14 protein-coding genes are annotated in these 20,192 nt (G+C 56.5%); 7 read left to right on the top strand and 7 right to left on the bottom strand.

Going from position 1 to position 20,192, the window contains the following annotated elements:
* Positions 1-15: 15 nt before the first annotated feature.
* The 5 genes from NB063_RS29905 to NB063_RS29885 all read left to right on the top strand — a co-directional run bounded on the left by NB063_RS29905 (position 16) and on the right by NB063_RS29885 (position 8,637).
* A complete protein-coding gene (locus NB063_RS29905) occupies positions 16-936 on the top strand; it encodes a GAF domain-containing protein (RefSeq protein WP_250933076.1) in 921 nt (306 codons plus the stop codon).
* 75 nt (positions 937-1,011) lie between these two features.
* Positions 1,012-2,853 (top strand): DmsC/YnfH family molybdoenzyme membrane anchor subunit, encoded by a 1,842-nt coding sequence (locus NB063_RS29900; RefSeq protein ID WP_250933075.1) that lies wholly within the window; start codon positions 1,012-1,014, stop codon positions 2,851-2,853.
* Positions 2,854-2,855: 2 nt separating this feature from the next.
* A complete protein-coding gene (locus NB063_RS29895) occupies positions 2,856-5,123 on the top strand; it encodes a molybdopterin oxidoreductase family protein (RefSeq protein WP_250933099.1) in 2,268 nt (755 codons plus the stop codon).
* Between the two features lie 13 nt (positions 5,124-5,136).
* Complete coding sequence (locus tag NB063_RS29890; protein WP_250933074.1) at positions 5,137-6,957, top strand: NirA family protein; 1,821 nt, start codon at positions 5,137-5,139, stop codon at positions 6,955-6,957.
* Positions 6,958-7,011: 54 nt separating this feature from the next.
* Complete coding sequence (locus NB063_RS29885) at positions 7,012-8,637, top strand: sulfite reductase subunit alpha (RefSeq protein ID WP_250933073.1); 1,626 nt, start codon at positions 7,012-7,014, stop codon at positions 8,635-8,637.
* Between the two features lie 178 nt (positions 8,638-8,815).
* Here the strand turns inward: NB063_RS29885 and NB063_RS29880 are convergent, their stop codons facing one another.
* The 6 genes from NB063_RS29880 to NB063_RS29855 all read right to left on the bottom strand — a co-directional run bounded on the left by NB063_RS29880 (position 8,816) and on the right by NB063_RS29855 (position 14,670).
* Entirely contained in the window at positions 8,816-9,313 is a 498-nt protein-coding gene (locus NB063_RS29880) for a hypothetical protein (RefSeq protein ID WP_250933097.1), read from the bottom strand.
* A 191-nt stretch (positions 9,314-9,504) separates the two neighbouring features.
* The gene (locus NB063_RS29875) at positions 9,505-10,689 is read right to left on the bottom strand and encodes a glycine C-acetyltransferase (protein ID WP_250933072.1); all 1,185 of its coding nucleotides are present in this window, start codon (positions 10,687-10,689) and stop codon (positions 9,505-9,507) included.
* A complete protein-coding gene (gene tdh / locus NB063_RS29870) occupies positions 10,690-11,718 on the bottom strand; it encodes an L-threonine 3-dehydrogenase (RefSeq protein ID WP_250933071.1) in 1,029 nt (342 codons plus the stop codon).
* Positions 11,719-11,725: 7 nt separating this feature from the next.
* A complete protein-coding gene (locus NB063_RS29865; RefSeq protein WP_250933070.1) occupies positions 11,726-12,937 on the bottom strand; it encodes a DUF1559 domain-containing protein in 1,212 nt (403 codons plus the stop codon).
* 117 nt (positions 12,938-13,054) lie between these two features.
* Positions 13,055-13,549 carry a hypothetical protein gene (locus NB063_RS29860; protein WP_250933069.1) on the bottom strand — a complete coding sequence of 165 codons (495 nt, stop codon included), beginning with the start codon at positions 13,547-13,549 and terminating at the stop codon, positions 13,055-13,057.
* Between the two features lie 131 nt (positions 13,550-13,680).
* Entirely contained in the window at positions 13,681-14,670 is a 990-nt protein-coding gene (locus tag NB063_RS29855) for a ZIP family metal transporter (protein WP_250933068.1), read from the bottom strand.
* 384 nt (positions 14,671-15,054) lie between these two features.
* Here NB063_RS29855 and flgK point away from each other — a divergent pair, with 384 nt between their 5' ends.
* The gene (gene flgK, locus NB063_RS29850; protein WP_250933067.1) at positions 15,055-16,743 is read left to right on the top strand and encodes a flagellar hook-associated protein FlgK; all 1,689 of its coding nucleotides are present in this window, start codon (positions 15,055-15,057) and stop codon (positions 16,741-16,743) included.
* Positions 16,744-16,838: 95 nt separating this feature from the next.
* Here the strand turns inward: flgK and NB063_RS29845 are convergent, their stop codons facing one another.
* The gene (locus tag NB063_RS29845) at positions 16,839-18,236 is read right to left on the bottom strand and encodes a hypothetical protein (RefSeq protein ID WP_250933066.1); all 1,398 of its coding nucleotides are present in this window, start codon (positions 18,234-18,236) and stop codon (positions 16,839-16,841) included.
* Between the two features lie 350 nt (positions 18,237-18,586).
* Here NB063_RS29845 and NB063_RS29840 point away from each other — a divergent pair, with 350 nt between their 5' ends.
* Entirely contained in the window at positions 18,587-20,191 is a 1,605-nt protein-coding gene (locus NB063_RS29840) for a glycine--tRNA ligase (protein WP_250933095.1), read from the top strand.
* The last annotated feature ends 1 nt before the right edge of the window (position 20,192 follow it).

Raw genomic sequence — 20,192 nt, 5'->3', positions numbered from 1 at the left:
CCATCTAATCGAATCATGTCTTCTTCTTTTCATACTATCGACCATTGGTCATCAAATCTCAGCATCTCCTCGCTGCCTTCCAATTGTTTTCTCACTGATGTCGTGGTGTATGACGTCGGTGAGTCGGGGGCGTTGATGCCGAGTCGTCGCAACGAAATGATCTCGTTCGCCGAGTTGGCATTGTTGTCGGGGACGGCGGAAGTCACCTCGACGGATTTGCCGTTAGACGCTGCCGCTGCAATTGCAATTCCCGTCCACTGCGACGGACGTGTGGTTTCGGTCGTCGTGTTGTTGGCTCGCAGTAGTGAGTCATCGTCATCGCTGCCGATTGGCGTTTTCGAAGTGTGGGAACCGATCGGGATTTATGACGAGGTTGCCCTGAAAGACGGTTACTACGGAACGATGGAGCGGTTCCACAACGTCAGTTCTTTTGTGCGATTCGAACGAGGCAGTGGTCTGCCCGGTCAAGTTTGGGAAGAACGTTGTGGTGTGATCCACGATGACCTCGCCAATCACCCGGGTTTCTTGCGGGCCGCCGGAGCATCGGCGGATCTGTTGCGAACGGCAATCGGCATCCCCGTGGCGTCGGACGCGTTTCGGTCCACCGCGGTGCTGATCAGTTCTTCGGAGAATCCGATCGCGCGGGGCATCGAGGTGTGGAAGGTCCAACCGGGGCGGAACGAATTCCAACTCAGCTCCGCAGCCTACTACAACCTCGGTGATGACTATCCGCTGAAGGTCGGAACTCGCTGCTCAAGTGAATTGGCTCCGTTCTCGCGTCTGCGTAAGGAGAAACGAGTTCTCGTGACGGATGATCCCAACGAACTCCTCGCCGGTCGCAATCCTGACTCGGCAGTTCCTGGGCCGGCCTCAGGGTTGGCGATTCCGTTTTTCGAAGGTTCCACCCTGACGAGCATCATCCTGTTTCTCTTTTGATTGATTGTTTTGTCGTTCTGAACACTGAAGTAAATCTTTCAAGCTCACCGTTCGAAATCACCCTCAAGCGAATTAATGTCTAGCACACTTCCCCTCGAAACGAAGGCCGAACGACGATCGACGTCATCGCGATCGCCGCTGCCGTTTTCGGGGGACGATGCGGATTTCGATCTGGTCGGGATGTTGCTCGAGGAGCAACATTCGCTGACCGCGGTGGAAGAGTTTTCACAGGCGCACTCGACAGGCGAATTGGAGCCGGCGCAATCGATCTACTATCGCCGTTTGTTGCCCGCAACTCCTCCGGAACCGGGGCAGCAGCTCGCCTTCGAAGTCAATCTCGATTCGTGTAGTGGCTGCAAGGCCTGCGTGGTGGCCTGTCACACAATGAACGGCCTCGAGGAAACAGAGAGCTGGCGGAAAGTCGGTACGCTGACGATCGGCGAAATGGAATCGGAGATTGCTGTGATGCCAACGGCGATCCAAGTCGAGGACTCACCAATCACGGTCGCGAGTGCTGGTATTCAGCATGTAACCACCGCCTGCCACCATTGTGAAGACCCTGGATGTCTCAACGGGTGTCCGGTCAAGGCATATGTCAAGGATCCGGTGACCGGGATCGTTCGCCATCTCGATGATCAGTGCATCGGTTGCAAATACTGCACGATGATGTGTCCTTACGAGGTTCCCAAATACAGCAAGCGATTGGGGATTGTCCGCAAGTGTGACATGTGCCATCAACGATTGAAGACTGGCGAAGCTCCCGCCTGTGTTCAGTCGTGTCCGAACGAGGCGATCGCGATCCGCACCGTCGACGTGGCTCAGTCCGTTGCGACCCAATCTGATCGCTTGGTTCCCGAAGCGCCGCTCTCGTCGTTGACTCGCCCGACCACGCGTTACGTGACAAAACGCGGCGAGCAATTGCAGGTCGCGGTACCACAAGATTCACGTATCGATGAGGTTGCTGAGAGTCATTGGCCGCTGGCGTTAATGTTGATCGGAACGGAAATCTCCGTCGGTATGTTGGTGCTCGAACGGTTGGCTGCCACGGGGATGTGGTTCGGTGGAGCCGAAATGCCAGTGGAAGCGACGCGGGTTACCGCGTTGGTTTCGTTGATTGTCGCGATGATCGGACTCAATATCGCACCGTTGCACCTGGGGCAACCGCTACGAGCATGGCGTGTTTTTCTTGGGTTGCGTACCTCGTGGTTAAGTCGTGAAGCGGTCTTGTTGGGCAAGTTCGTCGGTGCCTTGGTGGTCGCGACGGGATTGCTTTGGTTGCCAGTCATATCGGCTTGGATGCCAGTCGCGGTCGTTGATGCGATTCCAGACTGGGTGGTGATTCCTAGTTGGGCGATCAGTGCCACGTTGGTTGCGGCAATCGTTCTTGGAATCGCTGGCTTATACAGCAGTGCGATGATTTACATCGCGACACGGCGTGAATTGTGGCGATACAGTCGCACGATGCCCCGTTTTCTATCGACCGGATTGATCGCCGGCGCGTCGCTGACGGCATTGGCGGTTTTTGCCACCAGCGATTTCAAGACCGCGTCAACGTTGTTGCTTTTGACCGGTGCTATGGCCGGGGCGGCCAAGTTGTTTTGGGAGATGAGTTTTTATCTAGGATCTCCCAAAGCCGAAAAGGCGTCCAAACCCGAGTCGGCGAAAGCCGTTGATTTCCGCAGTCGGCGATTGGTGACGACCCATTTGCAGACGCTGAGTCAGGTTCGTTCGATCGGTGGTTGGTCGGGCGTCGTCGCTTGCATGTTTGCCATCGCTTCGATCGCGTTTGGTTGGGATGCGGTCTCGGTGCTACTGATGTCTTTCGCTTCGGTCGCCTTCCTCGCCGGCGAATCGTCAGAGCGTTTGTTGTATTTCATGAGTGTGGTCTACGACCGAATGCCGGGGACGCTGAAATGAGTATGGAGATCGGTCCGAGTCCAGCGGTTGATCTGACAACCGGAAACGGCGCGAAGGTTCCTTTTGCGTTGCCACAAGTCTTGCTTCGCCGCGAAGGCGAGATGACCCGCGAGTTGTTGTTGCACCCCGGTGACCATGGGCTGGGAATGACGCATGCGTCGATGGCCGCGGACACGACAACGACGGCAACATGCGGCTTTTGCGCGACGGGATGTGGGCTGCGTTTGCATTTGCGCGAAGGTCAGGCCGTCGGACTGACGCCTGAGACGAAGTACCCCGTGAACCTCGGCATGGCATGTCCCAAAGGATGGGAAGCGCTGCGTGTGCTCGACTCTCCCGAGCGGGCAACCACGCCATTGCTGCGTGGTGCCGATGGCACGCACCGGCCGATCGGTTGGCATGAAGCGTTCCAGACCTTTGTCGATGGAATCCGTGGCGTGCAAGAGCGTCATGGAATGGATTCGGTCGCGTTTCTATCGACCGGTCAGATTCCGTCGGAGGAAATGGCGTTTCTCGGTGCTCTCGCCCGTTTCGGGATGGGGATCAAGCACGGTGATGGCAACACACGTCAATGCATGGCGACTGCGGCGACGGCATATAAGGAGTCGTTCGGCTTCGATTCTCCGCCTTATACGTACGACGATTTTGAGCAAAGCGATTGTCTTGTGTTCGTCGGTTCGAACCCTTGCATCGCTCATCCGATCATGTGGGAGCGGGTGCTGCGAAATCAGAATCAGCCTGAGATCATCGTGATTGATCCGCGGCGAACGGAAACGGCGATGGCCGCGACCCAGCATCTGCAGATTCGTCCCAAAAATGACTTAGCATTACTCTACGCGATTACCAACTATCTGATTCAAAACGACTTGGTCGATCACGATTTCGTGGCGTCCAACACGACCGGTTTTGAAACCCTGCAACAGCACGTTGCTGCGTTCGATGTCGAGTCGGTAGCCCGGGAGGCCGGAATCGCACCCGCCTCCATCGTCCGTGCCGCCGAGGCGATCGGCAAAGGGACAGCGGTCTCGTTGTGGTGGACGATGGGGGTCAATCAAAGTTATCAGGGGACGCGTACCGCCCAAGCGATCATCAATATCGCCTTGATCACCGGCAACATCGGTCGACCGGGGACGGGGGCGAACAGCATTACCGGTCAATGCAACGCGATGGGATCGCGGTTATGGAGTAACACGACCAACCTGATGGGCCACCATCGTTTTGAAGAAGAGGCGGATCGCCGTAAAGTAGCCGATGCCCTGTCAATGGACGTGGAGTGCATCCCCAGCGAAGGCAGTTGGAAATACGACCGGATCATCGAAGGGGTCCGCCGCGGCGAGATCAAAGGGCTGTGGGTCATCGCAACGAATCCCGCCCATAGTTGGATCGATCAATCCGATGTCCGCAAACTCTTCGGCAAGTTGGAGTTCATGGTCGTTCAGGACATGTATCACACGACTGAGACCGCACGCCACGCAAACCTCGTCTTGCCATCGGCGGGTTGGGGCGAGAAGGAAGGTACGTTCATCAATAGCGAACGACGCTATGGGCTGATCAAGAAGGTGCGTCGTGCCCCAGGCGAAGCACTCGCCGATTTCCAAATCTTCCGCGGCATCGCACATTACTGGGGTGTGGCTGATCAATTTGCCGAGTGGACCGATCCCGAGGCGGTGTTTCGGATCTTGCAACGACTTAGCCGTGATCAGCCGTGTGACATTACCGGGATCGAAGGTTACCGCCAACTCGACGCTTGCGGGGGCATTCAGTGGCCATGGTCGGAAGCAGACTCACAGCAGGGGACCCTCGATCCGCCTCAGCAACGTCGACTGTTTGAGGACGGCAAATTCTTTCACGCCGATGGGCGGGCGAGGTTGGTCGTCGACGATATTCAATCGATGCCCGAATCACCCAACGAGACTTATCCAATCCTGTTGCTGACCGGACGGGGAACCGTCAGCCAGTGGCATACCCAGACACGGACGCGTCAGAGTCCCGTGCTCAGGATGTTGTATCCGAACGAAGCTTACGTCGAGATCAATCCCGTCGATGCGGATGAACTTGAGATCGAACATGGGCAAACCGTTCGCGTGCAATCACGGCGAGGGGAAATCACCGTCACCGCCAGCATCACGGCAACGGTTCGGCGGGGGCAAGCCTTTATTCCGATGCACTACGACGTGACGAATCGATTGACGTTGGCGCACTTCGATCCTCACAGCGGTCAGCCGAGCTACAAAGACTGCGCCGTTCGTATCATTCCACAGAGTTACTAAAACGAATTCAATCATGGCCGACAAACCATTCACCGAAGAGCAAAAACAGTATCTGTGCGGATTCACGTTCGGAGCCGATGTCGCGCGGGCGGTCAGTGGATTGCCGGTGCTCGCCGGCAGCGCCGGGGGAGGAACCGCGATCTCAATTGGCAATGGCAGTGCCACGGTGGACGGGCAAGCCCTGCCGGTGGGGCCTGAAAGAATTGCTTTGGAGGCCCAAGCCGCGACGATCCAAGCGGGCAAGAAATTATGTAAGGAGGAACTCGCCAAACAGGCGAAGAATCCTCTCGATATGTGGGACGAGATTATCGCCCGAAGTGACGCGGGGGAGTTCCCGAAAGGGACAGACGTGTTTTTGCAAAAATCGCATGGTCTGTTCCATGTCGCCCCCGCCCAGGATTCGTACATGATGCGATTGCGGATCCCAGGGGGACTTTCGCGAGCCTGGCAATTGGCGGGCCTCGCGGATTTATCGGACCGCTCGGCTGGCGGTTACCTCGATGTCACGACGCGAGCTAACCTGCAGTTTCGTGAGATACCGGCCGACCAAGCCGCCAATATGCTCTACGGCATCCGTGAACTCGATGTCATCAGTCTGGGATCGGGAAGCGATAACATTCGTAACTGCACCGCGAGTTGTTTGTCAGGAATCGACCCCGATGAACTGATCGAAACGATTCCCTTAGCGCAGCGGATGCACCATTACATTTTGAACCATCGCGAGATGTACGGTTTGCCGCGAAAGTTCAATATCGCCTTTGATGGTGGTGGCAGGATTGCGTCTCTCGAGGACACGAACGATATCGGATTCAAGGCGGTTCAGGTCGACGCGTCGGCCAGTTCCGATGACCTGCCCGCGGGGGTCTATTTCCAACTCACGCTCGGTGGGATCACCGGGCATCAAGATTTCGCGCGACCGACTGGTGTTTTGCTGACGCCGGATGAGTGTGTTCCCGTGGCGGGGGCGATCGTGCGAGTATTTGTCAAAAACGGTGATCGCACCGATCGCAAAAAAGCACGATTGAAATACGTGCTCGACGATTGGGGATTCGATCGGTTTATTAGCGAAGTTGAAAAGGAACACGGCAAGCCGCTTCGGCGTGTGGATGAAAGTCGTCTGACATTCACCGACAACGAAGATCGGTTGGCTCACGTGGGTGTCCACGAGCAAAAACAAAAGGGCCGCTATTACGTCGGTGTTGTTTTACCCGTCGGTCGGATGACTAGCGATCAGGCACGTTCGCTTGCCGAGATCGCCGATGAATATGGCAATGGTGAGATCCGCTGGACTGTTTGGCAGAACTTGTTGATCCCAGGTATCCGGGAACGTGATCTCGCTGAAGTTCAAGCGGCGATCCTGGCATGTGGCCTGGATTACCGAGCCAGTTCCTTCCGGGCGGGCTTGGTTGCCTGTACCGGGAGTGCGGGCTGCAAGTATGCCGGCGCTGACACGAAGGCCAACGCAATGGCATTGGCGGTCGCCCTCGAGTCGCAGTTCGAAATCGATGTGCCCATCAACATCCACCTTACCGGTTGCCATCACAGTTGTGCTCAGCATTACATCGGCGATATCGGACTGATCGCTTGCCAAGTCGAGCGAGGCGAGGACATGGTCGACGGCTACCACGTCATGGTCGGCGGTGGTTGGGGCGAACGACGTGGAATCGGCCGAGAGCTGCTGAAGTCGATCGCGTTTGATGAACTTCCGCCGCTGATTACGAACCTGATTGACGGCTACCTTGCCGAACGACATGTCGACGAATCTTTCGTCGATTTTGCGAGACGAAAAACGATCGACGAGCTCCGAACGCTCACGCATGCTCCGGTCGCCTAGTGCGACTTGAGTTTTGATACGTGTTACTTTTCCCCTCAAACCCTTTGCAATCCAATGATTCCAGAATCAGCCCCATTTAACGAAGAGCAACGTGCTTGGCTTAACGGATTTTTTGCCGGTCTGACCGGGATGCAATCGGGCAGCTCACCCGAATCGGTTGCGCAGACACTCGGCATTGGTGGTGCGACCGCAGTCGCCGAACCGGAGCCAGAAGAAGAGGATTTCGCGTGGCATGATTCGTCGCTCCCGATTCTGGACCGCATGGAATTGGCCGAGGGGAAACCGAAGGAGCGAAAATTGATGGCCGCGATGGCGCAGTTGGACTGCGGCTCGTGTGGTTATCTATGCCAGACCTATGGCGAAGCGATTGCGCGCGGCGAAGAAACCAATCTCACTCTGTGCAGTCCCGGTGGCAAAGAAACCAAACAGATGATCAAGAAGATTCTCGCTGACAACGCGTCGGACGAGGGTTCCGCTGAAAACGGCAACGGATCCGCAGCGGGCGTGTCACGTAATGGACATGCCAACGGCACCGCGGCCGGTCGTAACGGCAAAGCGGCGCAGTGGTCACGGAACAACCCGTTCACGGCGAAATTGCTTGAATCCCGTGAACTCAACGAAGAAGGATCAGCGAAAGACACTCGCCACGTCGTTATCGATCTTTCCGGATCAGGGCTGACTTACGATGTGGGGGATGCGCTCGGTGTCTTCCCAACCAATTGTCCTGACTTGGCGACCCGATTGGTCGACGCGATGGCCGCGGATCCGAATGTCAGCGTGACGACTCCGTCGGGCGAAACTAAGTCGCTCTTGCAGGCGTTGTGTGAGGACTACTGCCTGAAAGATCCGAGCGACGAATTAATCGAACTATTGATTGACCGAATTTCCGATAAGTCCGCACAAGAAACACTTCGCAAGATGCTCGATGTCGGTGTTCCCGACGGGTTTGACGTGCTCGATGTGTTCGAAGTTGCCAAGGGTGCAACCGTGGCGGGGACGGAAGTGATTGAGACGCTCGATCCGCTGAACCCTCGTTTGTATTCCATCGCTAGCAGCATGAAACGCGTTGGTGATCAAGTTCATTTGACGGTCGGCAAAGTGATCTACGAACGTGAGGGGCGGGTACGCAAAGGAGTTGCCAGCACCATGTTGGCCGATCGAATCGCAGAAGGTGAAACCGTACGTGTGTTTGTGCAACCCAACCACGCAGGGTTTACCGTGCCCGCCGATCCTGAGACGCCCATGATCATGACTGGACCCGGGACGGGGATTGCACCGTTCGTTGCTTTCTTGCAGGAGCGAGCGGAAACGAAAGCACCGGGCAAGAATTGGTTGTTCTTTGGAGACCAGCATGAGGCCTATGATTTCCTCTACCGCGAAGAACTCGAAGAGTATCAATCTGCGGGGATTCTGACCCGACTCGATACGGCGTTCAGTCGAGACAGTGACCGCAAGATTTATGTCCAAGACCGGATGCGTGAGAATGCCGCCGAGTTATGGCAGTGGTTGCAGTCCGGGGCTTCGTTCTATGTCTGCGGTGATGCGTCACGAATGGCAAAAGACGTCGATCGGGCGCTGCATCAGGTTGTTGCAAGCGAAGGCGGCATGAGCGAAGAAGCGGCGGCCGCCTACGTCAAGGAACTTTCCGCCAGCGGTCGGTATCACCGCGACGTTTACTAAACCCGGCCTGTCGTGGCGCAAAAAAATGATCCGCGGACGTTCGGTGCCGCGAGGTTGCCGGGTGGATTAAACCGCCGCAGCGAGCCTCGCGAGTTCGACGTCCTCGGATCAAACGGATCTATCAGGCAAGCAGCCGTTGGGCAAAGAGCGATTCAACTCAGAGAGTTGGTTTCGATCCTTATTCAGCGTCTTTCTTCTTTCCCTTGCCTTTGCCTTTGGCTTTGCCCTTTTCGCCAGCAGCGCCCGCACCGCGGGTAGCGAGTTGCTTGCGTGTTCCTTCAGGCAAGGCAGCCAATTGTTCTTCAGTCAGTACCGCGGCAACGCTCTTCTTCATTTGAGCAAGTGCGGCTTTCATTTCGGCAACAAGAGCTTGTTCTTCTTCGGTCAACGCTTCATTGACCTTGGCGGCCATTTCTTTGCCTTTGAGGCCGGCTTCGCGAGCTGCTTTTGATGCTTCTGCTTGTTTCTTGTTGACGTCAGTCGTCAGGCCTTTTTCTTTGAGCTCTTTGACCTTGGCTTCGAATGCAGCAGCAGCAGATTTGACCTTGGCCGTTTGCTCGTCGCTAAGATCTGCCTCTTTCAAGCTGGTCATCAATCTTGTGACCATCGGATTAGCTTTGCCAGCACGCTCGCCCTTGTTCTTGCGATTGGGCTTTTCGTCAGCGACCACGGTCATGGCGAGGGTGGCGACGAGGGCGAGAGCGAGGAAATTTCTCATGTTTGGGTTCCTTGGGAACAATCAGGTGGGGAGGAAAGGTAATACAAGAGTGCATTATCTTATGCTATCCAATCCCGAAAGGTGAAATATGTTCCGTCAGGGAAGTGGCAAATTTCACAGGAAATGAGAAGTATTTTCTCGGCGGCCCTCTAAATCCCGATTTCTGCCTTGGTTTGGGCGAATTTTTCGATCGCCATGGACAAATCGTCGCGGCTGTGGGCGGCCGAAACCTGCGTCCGGATCCGTGCCTTGCCTCGCGGAACGACGGGGAACGAGAATCCGACGACATAGACCCCCTTTTCCAACATGGCATCCGCCATCTTCGCGGCGACGACGGCGTCGCCGAGCATGATGGGGACGATCGGGTGTTCGCCGGGAACGATTTCGAATCCGACTTTTTGCAGCCCATCTCGGAAAAACGCGGTGTTCGATTCGAGGCGGTCGCGCAATTCGGTCGAATCGCTCAGCAGATCGATCGCGGCAATGGAACCCGCGACGATCGGCGGCGCGACTGAGTTGGAAAACAAATACGGACGCGATCGCTGACGAAGCAATTCGACAATTTCACGGCGACCACTGGTGTACCCGCCGCTGGCGCCACCGAGGGCCTTGCCCAACGTCCCGGTGATGATGTCGATGCGATCCATCACGTCATGATGTTCATGTGTCCCACGCCCGCGTGCGCCCATAAATCCGACCGAGTGGGAATCGTCGACCATGACCAAGGCGTCGTACTTTTCCGCCAGATCGCAAATGCCAGGCAGATTGGCGATCGTGCCGTCCATGGAGAACACGCCATCGGTTGCGATCAAACGATATCGTGCCGATTTGGCTTCGATGAGTTTCGATTCGAGGTCCGCAAGATCATTGTTGCGATAGCGAAAGCGGCGGGCTTTGCACAACCGAATCCCGTCGATGATCGAGGCGTGGTTCAGCTCGTCTGAGATGACGGCATCCTCGTCACTGAGCAGGGTTTCAAACAGGCCGCCGTTGGCATCGAAACACGACGTGTAAAGAATCGTATCTTCGGTGGCCAAGAACTCGCTGAGTTTTCGTTCGAGCTCCTTGTGAATCGTCTGTGTCCCACAGATAAAACGCACCGAAGATAGACCGTAGCCCCATTGTTCGAGCCCTTCGGCCGCTGCCTTTGCCACTGCGGGGTGTTCGGCCAAGCCGAGATAGTTGTTGGCGCAAAGGTTGAGCACGGTTTGGTCGCCACCGACGCGGACGTGCACGTCTTGCGGGGTGCTGATCAACCGTTCCGATTTGTAGAGACCGTCCGATCGGATTTGGTCGAGTTGGCTCTGAATGTGATTGCGAAAGTTACCGTACATCTACACGTTCCAATTCAGAATGACTTTGCCCGATTGTCCTGACATCATGACCTCGAATCCTTTTTCGAATTCGTCGAAATTAAACCGATGCGTGATGATCGGTGAAAGGTCCAAACCGCATTGCAGCATCATGGTCATCTGATACCAGGTGTCGTACATTTCGCGGCCGTAGATCCCCTTGATCGTCAACATATTGAAGACGATGGTGTTCCAATCGATCGACATGTCTTGGCTCGGAATTCCGAGCATCGCGATGTTACCGCCATGGCACATCTGAGAGATCATGTCGCGGAAAGCACTCGGGTTGCCTGACATTTCCATGCCGATGTTGAACCCTTCTTTCATGCCCAGTTCACGTTGGACGTCGAAGAGTTTTTCGTGACGGACGTCGACCGTCCGTGTGGCGCCGAGTTTTGCCCCGAGTTCGAGACGCCACGGGTTCACATCCGTGATCACGACATGTCGGGCGCCGGCGTGGCGAGCGACCGCGGCAGCCATGCAACCGATCGGTCCAGCGCCCGTGATCAGCACGTCTTCCCCGAGAATGGGGAAGGACAGTGCTGTATGTACGGCGTTACCGAAGGGATCAAAAATGGCGGCGATGTCACGATCAATCTTAGGATCGTGGGTCCATACATTGGTTACCGGTAACGCGATGTATTCGGCAAAGGCACCCGGGCGATTCACCCCGATGCCCTTGGTGTCGGCACAGAGGTGACGACGGCCGGCCATACAATTGCGACACCGTCCGCAGACGACATGTCCTTCGCCGCTGACGATGTCACCGGCGCGAAAGTCGACGACGTTGGAGCCGACTTCGACGATTTCTCCGACGAACTCGTGCCCCACAACCATGGGGACTGGAATCGTTTTTTGGGCCCAGGCATCCCAGCTATGAATGTGGACATCGGTGCCGCAGATTCCAGTGCGGTCCACTCGGATAAGCACGTCGTTGATGCCAATGTTGGGGATGGGGACATCCTCCAGCCACAACCCCGGTTCACAGTGACGTTTGACGAGTGCTTTCATACTTAAATCATGGTTCGAAGGATTCGGTTTCTTGGCCCGCGCGGGTACCTAACGCCCCCCACAATCCATAGGGACTGCGTGATCCTGGTGCGCTTTCGCCGGTGCCGCCCAACCAAACATTGCTATGGTGAACATCACCAGCTTCGATGGAATCGGTGACGAATCGTACCGCGCCGTCACCCATTAAAACATGAGCACCCCCTTGGTGTTGACTACTGACAGATGCGATTCCATGACTATCAGCAGTTGCGCCCCCAAAACAGAGTTCACGGTTGGGAGGTAGGACCATATTGATTGCGGTGTACGCCGCGCCAGACGATGCCCACCGGTATCCGCGACCTTGATCTGAGGGTGCGAGCGTTGGTGGCGAACCGGTTGCCCAAAATTGAGGGCGGTTGCTGTCGACGAGTCCTTCGTGCAAACACAGGTCGGGTTCATCGCGAACCATTTCCGATCCGGAGTCATTGCCGACGGCGGCAAGCGTGCGAATGTTGCGGTCCCCCAGGTCGGTCGTGATTTCGCCACAAATGACGGTGTTGGCAAGACCGTCGAGGATGTCCCGGAACGCAGTCGCTTGGTGAGAAACAAACGCACCTCGGCATGCGGCGCGAGTTTCAGCGGCGTGTGTCGATGCGTTGGCGAGCGTTAATGTCGCGTCGGCATCAATGCCGAGCAAACCGAGGTCCATGTAGTGGATTGAGTCACCCAAGCAGGCGGCGTAGTTAGTGCGTCCCATTGCGGGCAAACCCGTTCCCGGATCGCTGGGGCAACGAAGCGTTGGGATCTCGGTGGTCCATGGTTTATAGTTCGACGCGGTGGTTTCAGGTCCCATCGCTGGCCAGAGGCTGGGGGTGCCAGAGCTGTTGACCGATGGGTTGACGATTTGTTCCCACAACGCCTGTTGTTCGAAAAATGGAGTCAGTCCGACCCAGATCGAAAGGTCCATGCGGTTGCTCTGGTTGCTGCCGATCGCGGCGCCATCGACCCACGTGCCCCCGCCGTGCATGGGGAGTTTGTTGTAAGCGGAATGGTAGTTGTGAACCGCAAGACCGAGTTGTTTCAGATTGTTGCCACAGCTCATTCGGCGGGCCGCTTCACGAGCCGCTTGCACCGCCGGCAGAAGGAGGCCGACCAGGACTCCGATGATGGCGATAACAACTAACAATTCCACCAAAGTAAAGGCGGTTCGAGGACGCAAGGATGTAGGTGATGATTTCATGTCAAAGTCCGACTGATTAAAAACGATTGATTGAAAGGAGCGAATAAAGAAGGAACTGTTGAATACGAGCGCGCAGGGGCACGCTTCGATTCAGACAGAGATTTGCTGAAGCTTCAATCAAACAGCGGGCGGACCGCGAGAAGAAATCCCGCCGCAAAGGGGCGGAAGTGGCCATGCCAAGCCGGCATGACGAGAGGTGCCGGTACTTGTCAGCGGAGCAATCGAAATCGCCCGGGCGTCGGAAACTTGGCCGACGACGCTGATCGAACAGCACAGGGCACAAAGCCCTTGGCAATCGCTTGAGGTGGAATGTCCGACGACTAAGTTCGAACTCGAATCAACATCAGCGTTTGCCGATTCCACAACCGAAGATTCGGGGGAATGGTCACAGCAACAATCGTGGCTATGGCCGTGGGAGGCAGGAGCCGGGCTTGTGGGGAACGCTTCAGATTCAGCGTCCGGGTCCCGATTCGAGTCGATGCCCGCCGCCACGACGCAGGCACACGCTCCGCTGGTCTTCGCATGATCGTGCACATGATGGTGAGCGGCGGGCAATAGCCAGCCACCGACCACGTAGGCGATCAGAGCGATTTGGGCGGTAAAACGTTGCATGAGTTGCGAAAGGAAGGAGCGGATAGAACGACGCGATAAGCGTGCTACGGTGCGAGCACAGTTTAGTTCGCTACCAAATTACGCGTAGTTCCCGAGTGGCAGAAGCCGTGTTTTTGCCAAGATTGATGCAATTATGGCGTCTCGTCAGGCATGAGGACTTCCGAAATGCTCGGAAAGGCGTGATCGTGCCCGTCATGAGAGTTGTGTTTGTGCCCCGGCAAATTCTCGATTCCGACCGCGATTGCGACCCCTAATAACAACGCAGCCGTCAGTTTGCCCCGGTCATGATCGTGAAAAGCAACTTCGGGTAAAAGGTCCGCCAACGCGATGCAGATGAAAAATCCTGCCGAGACCGCTAGCCCCCATCCGAGCACCTCGGTGCCCTCGGTCCAGTGGGTGGCACCGAAATACATCAGAAGGGCACCAAGGGGGCAGGCCAGCGAAAAGCAAACGTTTGCGGCACTTTGGGCGTTTTCGGACCAACCCTGTTTGCTCATCACCGACGTGATCGCAAACGCATCGAGCGGTTTGTGAAACGCGACTGCCAGAAACGTGCCCAATCCCGCTAGCCCCAACCAGGCACCGTGATGGGCATCCGCGATCACGCTGCTCGCCAAAGCGACGCCGTCGATTACCGTGTGCAGGGCCAACCCGAAGAACATCCCTGCCCAGCTTAGGCCTTTGTGGGAATGGGAGTGCCCGTGTTGATGGTGTGAGTGATCGTGGGAATGTCCATGATCGTGGCTGTGATCATGCCCGTGTTCGTGATCATGCCCGTGGCTGTGGTCGTGCTCATGATGGTGTTCGTGATGCTCGGGGGCGGGTTCGGGTTCTTTGGCACCGTGGTCATGGGTGTGGAAGAGCCGAATCAGCAGAAACATCGCGATCAGACCTACTAACGCGGCGGCGCCGGTTTTTGATGAGGATCCGAGTACTTCGGTGGCATGGGGCAGTAGGTGCAGCAGCGCGATCCCCAGCATCAGACCACCCACCCCGCTCATCAGCAGCTGCGTTCGCAGGTGCGTCATGCGGAACAATTTTGACAAACGCCCTCCGGTCATCGACGCCATGATGACGAACACGCAGTACACGATTAACAACGGCTCAGGCGACAGGAACATCAAGGAAACCGGCTAGAAGCGGGGACGAGGGCAAGGAGACAGCAAAATAGTCGCTCAAATTTCAACCCAACATCCTACGACATGACGCCCGAATCGACTATCGACCCTCGGGGGACTGATCTCGGTAGAGCCGATTTCGCGCATCACGCCGACTGGCAAGGACGCCTGCTGCCCCCCCGGGGTTCCATCGAAAACAACGCGTACGCGTTGATGATTCCCCCGCGAAGTTCGACGAGCGGTCGTTCTTGCCGGCGCTGTTTTCCCTGTGTAGGGCGTGATCAGCCGGTTTCGGTCAAGAATGCCGGTTGTAACGGTCGATGAACTTTCCCATAGGTGGATTCTTTCGCTTGAGAGTCCTTCGGTTCGCAAATAGGGTTCGCCGTCATGGGGCTTTTCGGAACGATTCAGCAATCCGCTGGGGCGCTTAACACCGCTCAGGTCGGATTGCAGGTGGTCGGCAATAACATTGCCAATGCCAATACCGAAGGTTTCATCCGCCAGCGACTTGAGCAGACGCCCGCCACGGCGGTCCGCCAAGGCGGTCTGATCCTGGGAACCGGGGTGCGCGCCACCGGGGTCAAACAGATCATCGACCAGCAGCTCGCCGAGCGGATGTTCAATGCTCAAACGGCCGTCTCGGGAAGCGAATCGTTGCTGTCGGCCTATAACCAGCTCGAGGATCTGACCTCGGATCTCGACGGTGGTGGACTCAGTGAGCAGTTCTCATTGTTCAATAACGCTCTGCATGATTTGTCGACGCAGCCAAACGATTCTGCAATGCGAGAGTTCGTGATCATCCAGGGCGAAAGTCTCGCTCAGGACTTGCGAACGACGCGTGAAAAGGTGGGCAACTTGGCCGACCAATGGAACGGCGACATGAAGGACATGGCCACCCAGATCAATCGTTTGGCCGAAAGCATTGCCGAACTGAACGTGCAGATCGCGACAATCGAAGGTGGCGGTTTGCTCGGCAGCGATGCGACCGGTCTGCGAGATCAACGCTATCGCAATCTCGAGGAACTCGCCACCTACGTCGACATCAACTTTCAAGAACAAGAGAGCGGTAACGTCAACGTCTTCGTCGGCGGTGATTATCTGGTCAGCAATCGGAACTTCCGCGAAGTATACGCGGCGTTCGACGAGTCCGCCGGCGGCATCGAAGTCCGAATCGTCGACACCGATTCCCCCTTACAAGTCAAGGGCGGCAAACTCGGAGCCGCCGTCGAGGCACGCAGCGGTGTGTTCGGTAGCTATCTCGAGAACCTCGATAATATGGCGGCCGCGTTGATCAAAGGTGTCAACGAAATCCACTCACAGGGTCAGGGTCGCACCGGCTTTGATTCGATCGTCGGCACGTATCCCAGCGAACCGGGAGTACCGATCAGCCAAGCGGGTTTAGTGTTTGAACCGAAGAACGGTAGTTTCGATTTCAATCTCGTCGACAACCAGGGCGAGCTGCTCTCAACGACGCGAATCGAAGTTCGAAACCTGGGGCAATTGGGTGACTCCACGGTCAACTCGATCGTCGCGCAGCTGAATGACATCACGGGGATCACCGCATCGTTGTCGGGCGATGGAAAACTGCGAATCGAAAGTGATTCGCCGACTTCGCAGTTCACTTTCGGGGAAGACACCAGCGGGTTCGTAGCCGCGGCCGGTCTCAACACGTTCTTCACCGGCGTTTCTGCAAAAGACATTGCGGTCAATGACGTGATCAAGAATGACCTCGATCTATTGGCGGTTTCATCCGGAGGGATCAATCGCGACACCGACACGCTATTTCAATTGCTTGATTTGGTCGACGCACCGGTTGACGAACTCGACGGGCGTTCGATCCGAGGATTGCACGAACAGATGCTCTCGAAAGTGGGACGCGAAGTCAGCCTTCAAGCCAGTACGTCCGAGGGGCTGAGTGACTTCTACGCGACTTTGAAAAGCCAACACCTTGCGATCACGGGCGTCAATATCGACGAAGAATCAATCAAGATGATCTCGTATCAGCGTGCGTTCCAAGCTTCTTCGCGGGTGATTTCCACCGCGTCTGAGATGCTTGAGATTCTGATGAACCTATAACGATCGGCACGTTAAATCCGTCACGGTTGCCTTGCCTGAGTTCCGCCGCGTAGCAGTGTTCGGTAGCAGCGGAATATTCGTGGCGACCTAATCGTTTACAACGCCAAACCGGTTGCGAAGGTGACACCGTCCAAGCCGATTGCCGAGTCTGAGTTCACGGGGCCGCCCGCGTCGAGCCACACTTGGGCTTCGTAGCCGACCCGCAGGAAGCATCCGCAACGTGGCGTCAAGGATTGGCCGAACTGCAGACCGACGGAGCATTCCGCGTTGGTGAGAATCTCCCGGTGAACGGCGCGGTCTTCCAGTTCGGTGGTGTACGCACCCTTCATTTCATAGATGCGTTGATCGGTGTCACCGATCAAGAACGCACCTCGCAAGTTGCTATAGAACGACAACCGACTGGACATGATGGGACGCGTCAACCACAACGATGCGGTCGGCCCGGCGCCGCGAAATTCCAAATCGTTAGTAACCGCTTCTTGGGCCGCGCCACCGGCGTCGTGGACGTCAGCGCGAAGCAGTTGGTCCATCTCGGCAATCCGCACACCGAGGCCGAACATCGCTTGGGTTGAAGCAAAGCAAAACTGCTGCGTCGCTTCGATGTCGTAGGTTTGCAATTTAAGTTGATGTTGCGATGTTAGTGTTTCACCGACGTTGGCGTTCGCGTTGCGGGTAAGGTTGCTGCCCGCGCCAAACACGTTAACGAAAACAGGTGTCGCTCCCGCGACCGCGGTCACGGAGACCGGGTCGGCGGAATCATCGAAGCCGAAGTAAGTGAATCGAACGCCGGTGCCGCGACACGACTGCCACCCCAGCCAAGCCCGCGGGCTGAGATCACTTTGATAGTCAAATGGCACGAGCGTATTACCGACCGGCGGATCAATGATGAGGGCAACGTTTTGGCCGAAGTTTGCCCGCAACCATAAAAACTCAAACCCGCCATAACTGCCAGCGGCGAAGTTTCCGAGGACGCCCGCGCCCAACATTCCGGGCTCGCAGGCCTGCATCGAGGAGACGCTCGCGGCTGCGAACGGCTGACCGTATGCCGCGTTGCCTTCCACGATCAGTCCGCCACCGCCGCAGGCATTCACTCCGGTTGGGGCGTAAGTGGTGGAACCACTCGCTGCGCCGAGGGTGTATCCGTCGCTGTACACGCTGCCTGTTCCCATCATCGCACCCGAACCGGAATAGCCCGTGCCTCCGCATCCGCCGCCCGAATACGTCGGCGACTGGTATCCGCCGCCTTGGTAACCTGATTCGTAGAGGAATGCGGTGTCCGCTGCCGAAGGACCGCCGTACGGCAGCGTGCTGAATCCGCCTGACGAGCAGGCACCGCCGATGGCCGGAGCCCCATAAATCGATCCGCCACACGCGGGACCCCCGCAGGAAGCCAATTGGGCGTTTTGCCCGTAGGCATGCTGCGATTGCAAAAACGGTCCGAGCACCGCCGTCAAGGAGACGAGAAATGCTGCCATGCCGTAATGGATGTTCATGATTCTGATGGTTTTTGAAGTGAAAACTTGCCTGTCCATCTGTCCTATCGGGCTGCACATTCACGCCAATCGTGTTTTGAAAAACGATCTGCTCAATCCCACCTGACCGAATTAGTTCAACATGAAATGCACACTTGAAACGTGCGATTTAGCACGTTTTCGTCGTGTTCTGAGCGAATTGAGCTTGCTGTGACTGGGGGGCACGCCGCGTTTGGATTGGCATGTGCGGTCTCGGCGGGCATCACCTCTGCGGATGCTTGCGTAACTCAGCGTTTCATCGACAATGCTCGATCTGTGTATCCCAAACTGATTCCCAACTACGATTTCCCCTCAATTTTCTCATGAAATCCATGGACGCCTTGGTGTCGCTGTGCAAGCGACGCGGTTTTTTGTTTCAATCCAGCGAAATTTACGGCGGGGTTCAGGGCTTTTGGGATTACGGCCCCTTGGGCGTCGAACTCAAACGCAATCTCAAGGATGCTTGGTGGCGCGACATGATCGCCGGCCACAACGAATTGGTCGCGCCCGCCGGTGCGCCGTCGCCATTCGAGATGGTCGGTTTGGATTGCACGATCCTGATGCACCCGCAGGTCTGGAAGTGCAGCGGCCACTACGACCTTTTCCACGACTACATGGTCGATTGCCGCGAATCGAAAAAACGGTATCGTCACGATCAGGTCCGCGGCCGCTATGTCGAATACAACGATCAGAAAATCTTCGTGACGACGCTCGCCGAAGTCGAGCACGAAATGGACGAGATTCGCCGCCGATCATTGAAGTTCTTTAAGTTGCGTCCCAAAAACGCGGACGACATCACAATTGGTGACGAATCGATCACGCTCGACAAACTCGATTCGCATGACGATGTGCTCGGACCCGATGCCAAATCGCTCGGCACGCTCACCGAGCCGCGTGAATTCAATCTCATGTTCAAGACGACGCTCGGAGCCCTCGGCGGTGCCGACGACACGACGTTTCTGCGACCAGAAACCGCACAAGGGATTTTTGTCAATTTCAAGAACGTGCTCGATAGCTCGCGGGTCCGTATTCCGTTCGGAATCGGTCAAGTCGGCAAGAGTTTCCGCAACGAGATCACGCCGCGCAACTTCACGTTCCGGTCGCGTGAATTTGAACAGATGGAAATCGAATTCTTCTGCCACCCCGATCAATCGCAAGAATGGTATCGCTATTGGCGAGATCGACGGATGGCGTGGTACACCGAAATGGGATTGTCGAGTGAATCGCTGATCATGCGTGAACACGACCCGGCTGAGTTGGCTCACTACAGCGTCGGTACCGCGGACATTGAATACGCCTTCCCGTTTCTTCCCGAGGGAGAGTACGGCGAACTCGAGGGCATCGCGCACCGTGGCGATTTTGACCTCCGCAGTCACATGGAAGGCAAACTGGATCCGTCGACCAACCCGATGACCGTGCAGCTCGGTGAAGACGGCAAACCGAAGTACCGCGGCAGTGGCAAAGATCTCACCTACCGCGACGACGTTACCAATGAGAAATTCGTTCCTCATGTGATCGAACCGTCCGCTGGTGCCGACCGCGGCGCCCTCGCGTTCTTGTGCGAAGCATACAAGGAAGACGAGGCTCCCGACGAGAACGGGAAGATGCAAACGCGTACGGTGATGAGCCTGCACCCTCGTTTGGCGCCGATCAAGGCTGCCATTTTCCCGCTGGTTAAAAAAGATGGGATGCCCGAGATCGCCCAGGAAATCTACGCCGGGCTGAAGCAACACTTCAACGTCTTTTACGATGCCAAGGGAGCGGTCGGTCGCCGATATCGTCGTCAAGACGAAGCCGGAACGCCGTACTGCATCACCGTCGATGGTGATTCGTTGACCGACAAAACCGTCACCATTCGAGATCGTGATTCGCTGGAACAAACCCGCATCAAGATCGACGATTGTGTCGAAGAAATTCGCCGCCGGATCTTGTCATAGC

This window comes from Aporhodopirellula aestuarii (assembly GCF_023701485.1).
Lineage (GTDB): Bacteria > Planctomycetota > Planctomycetia > Pirellulales > Pirellulaceae > Rhodopirellula > Rhodopirellula aestuarii.
Note: the sequence above shows the minus strand (reverse complement) of the source record. Positions and strands in the feature narration are given on the sequence as shown.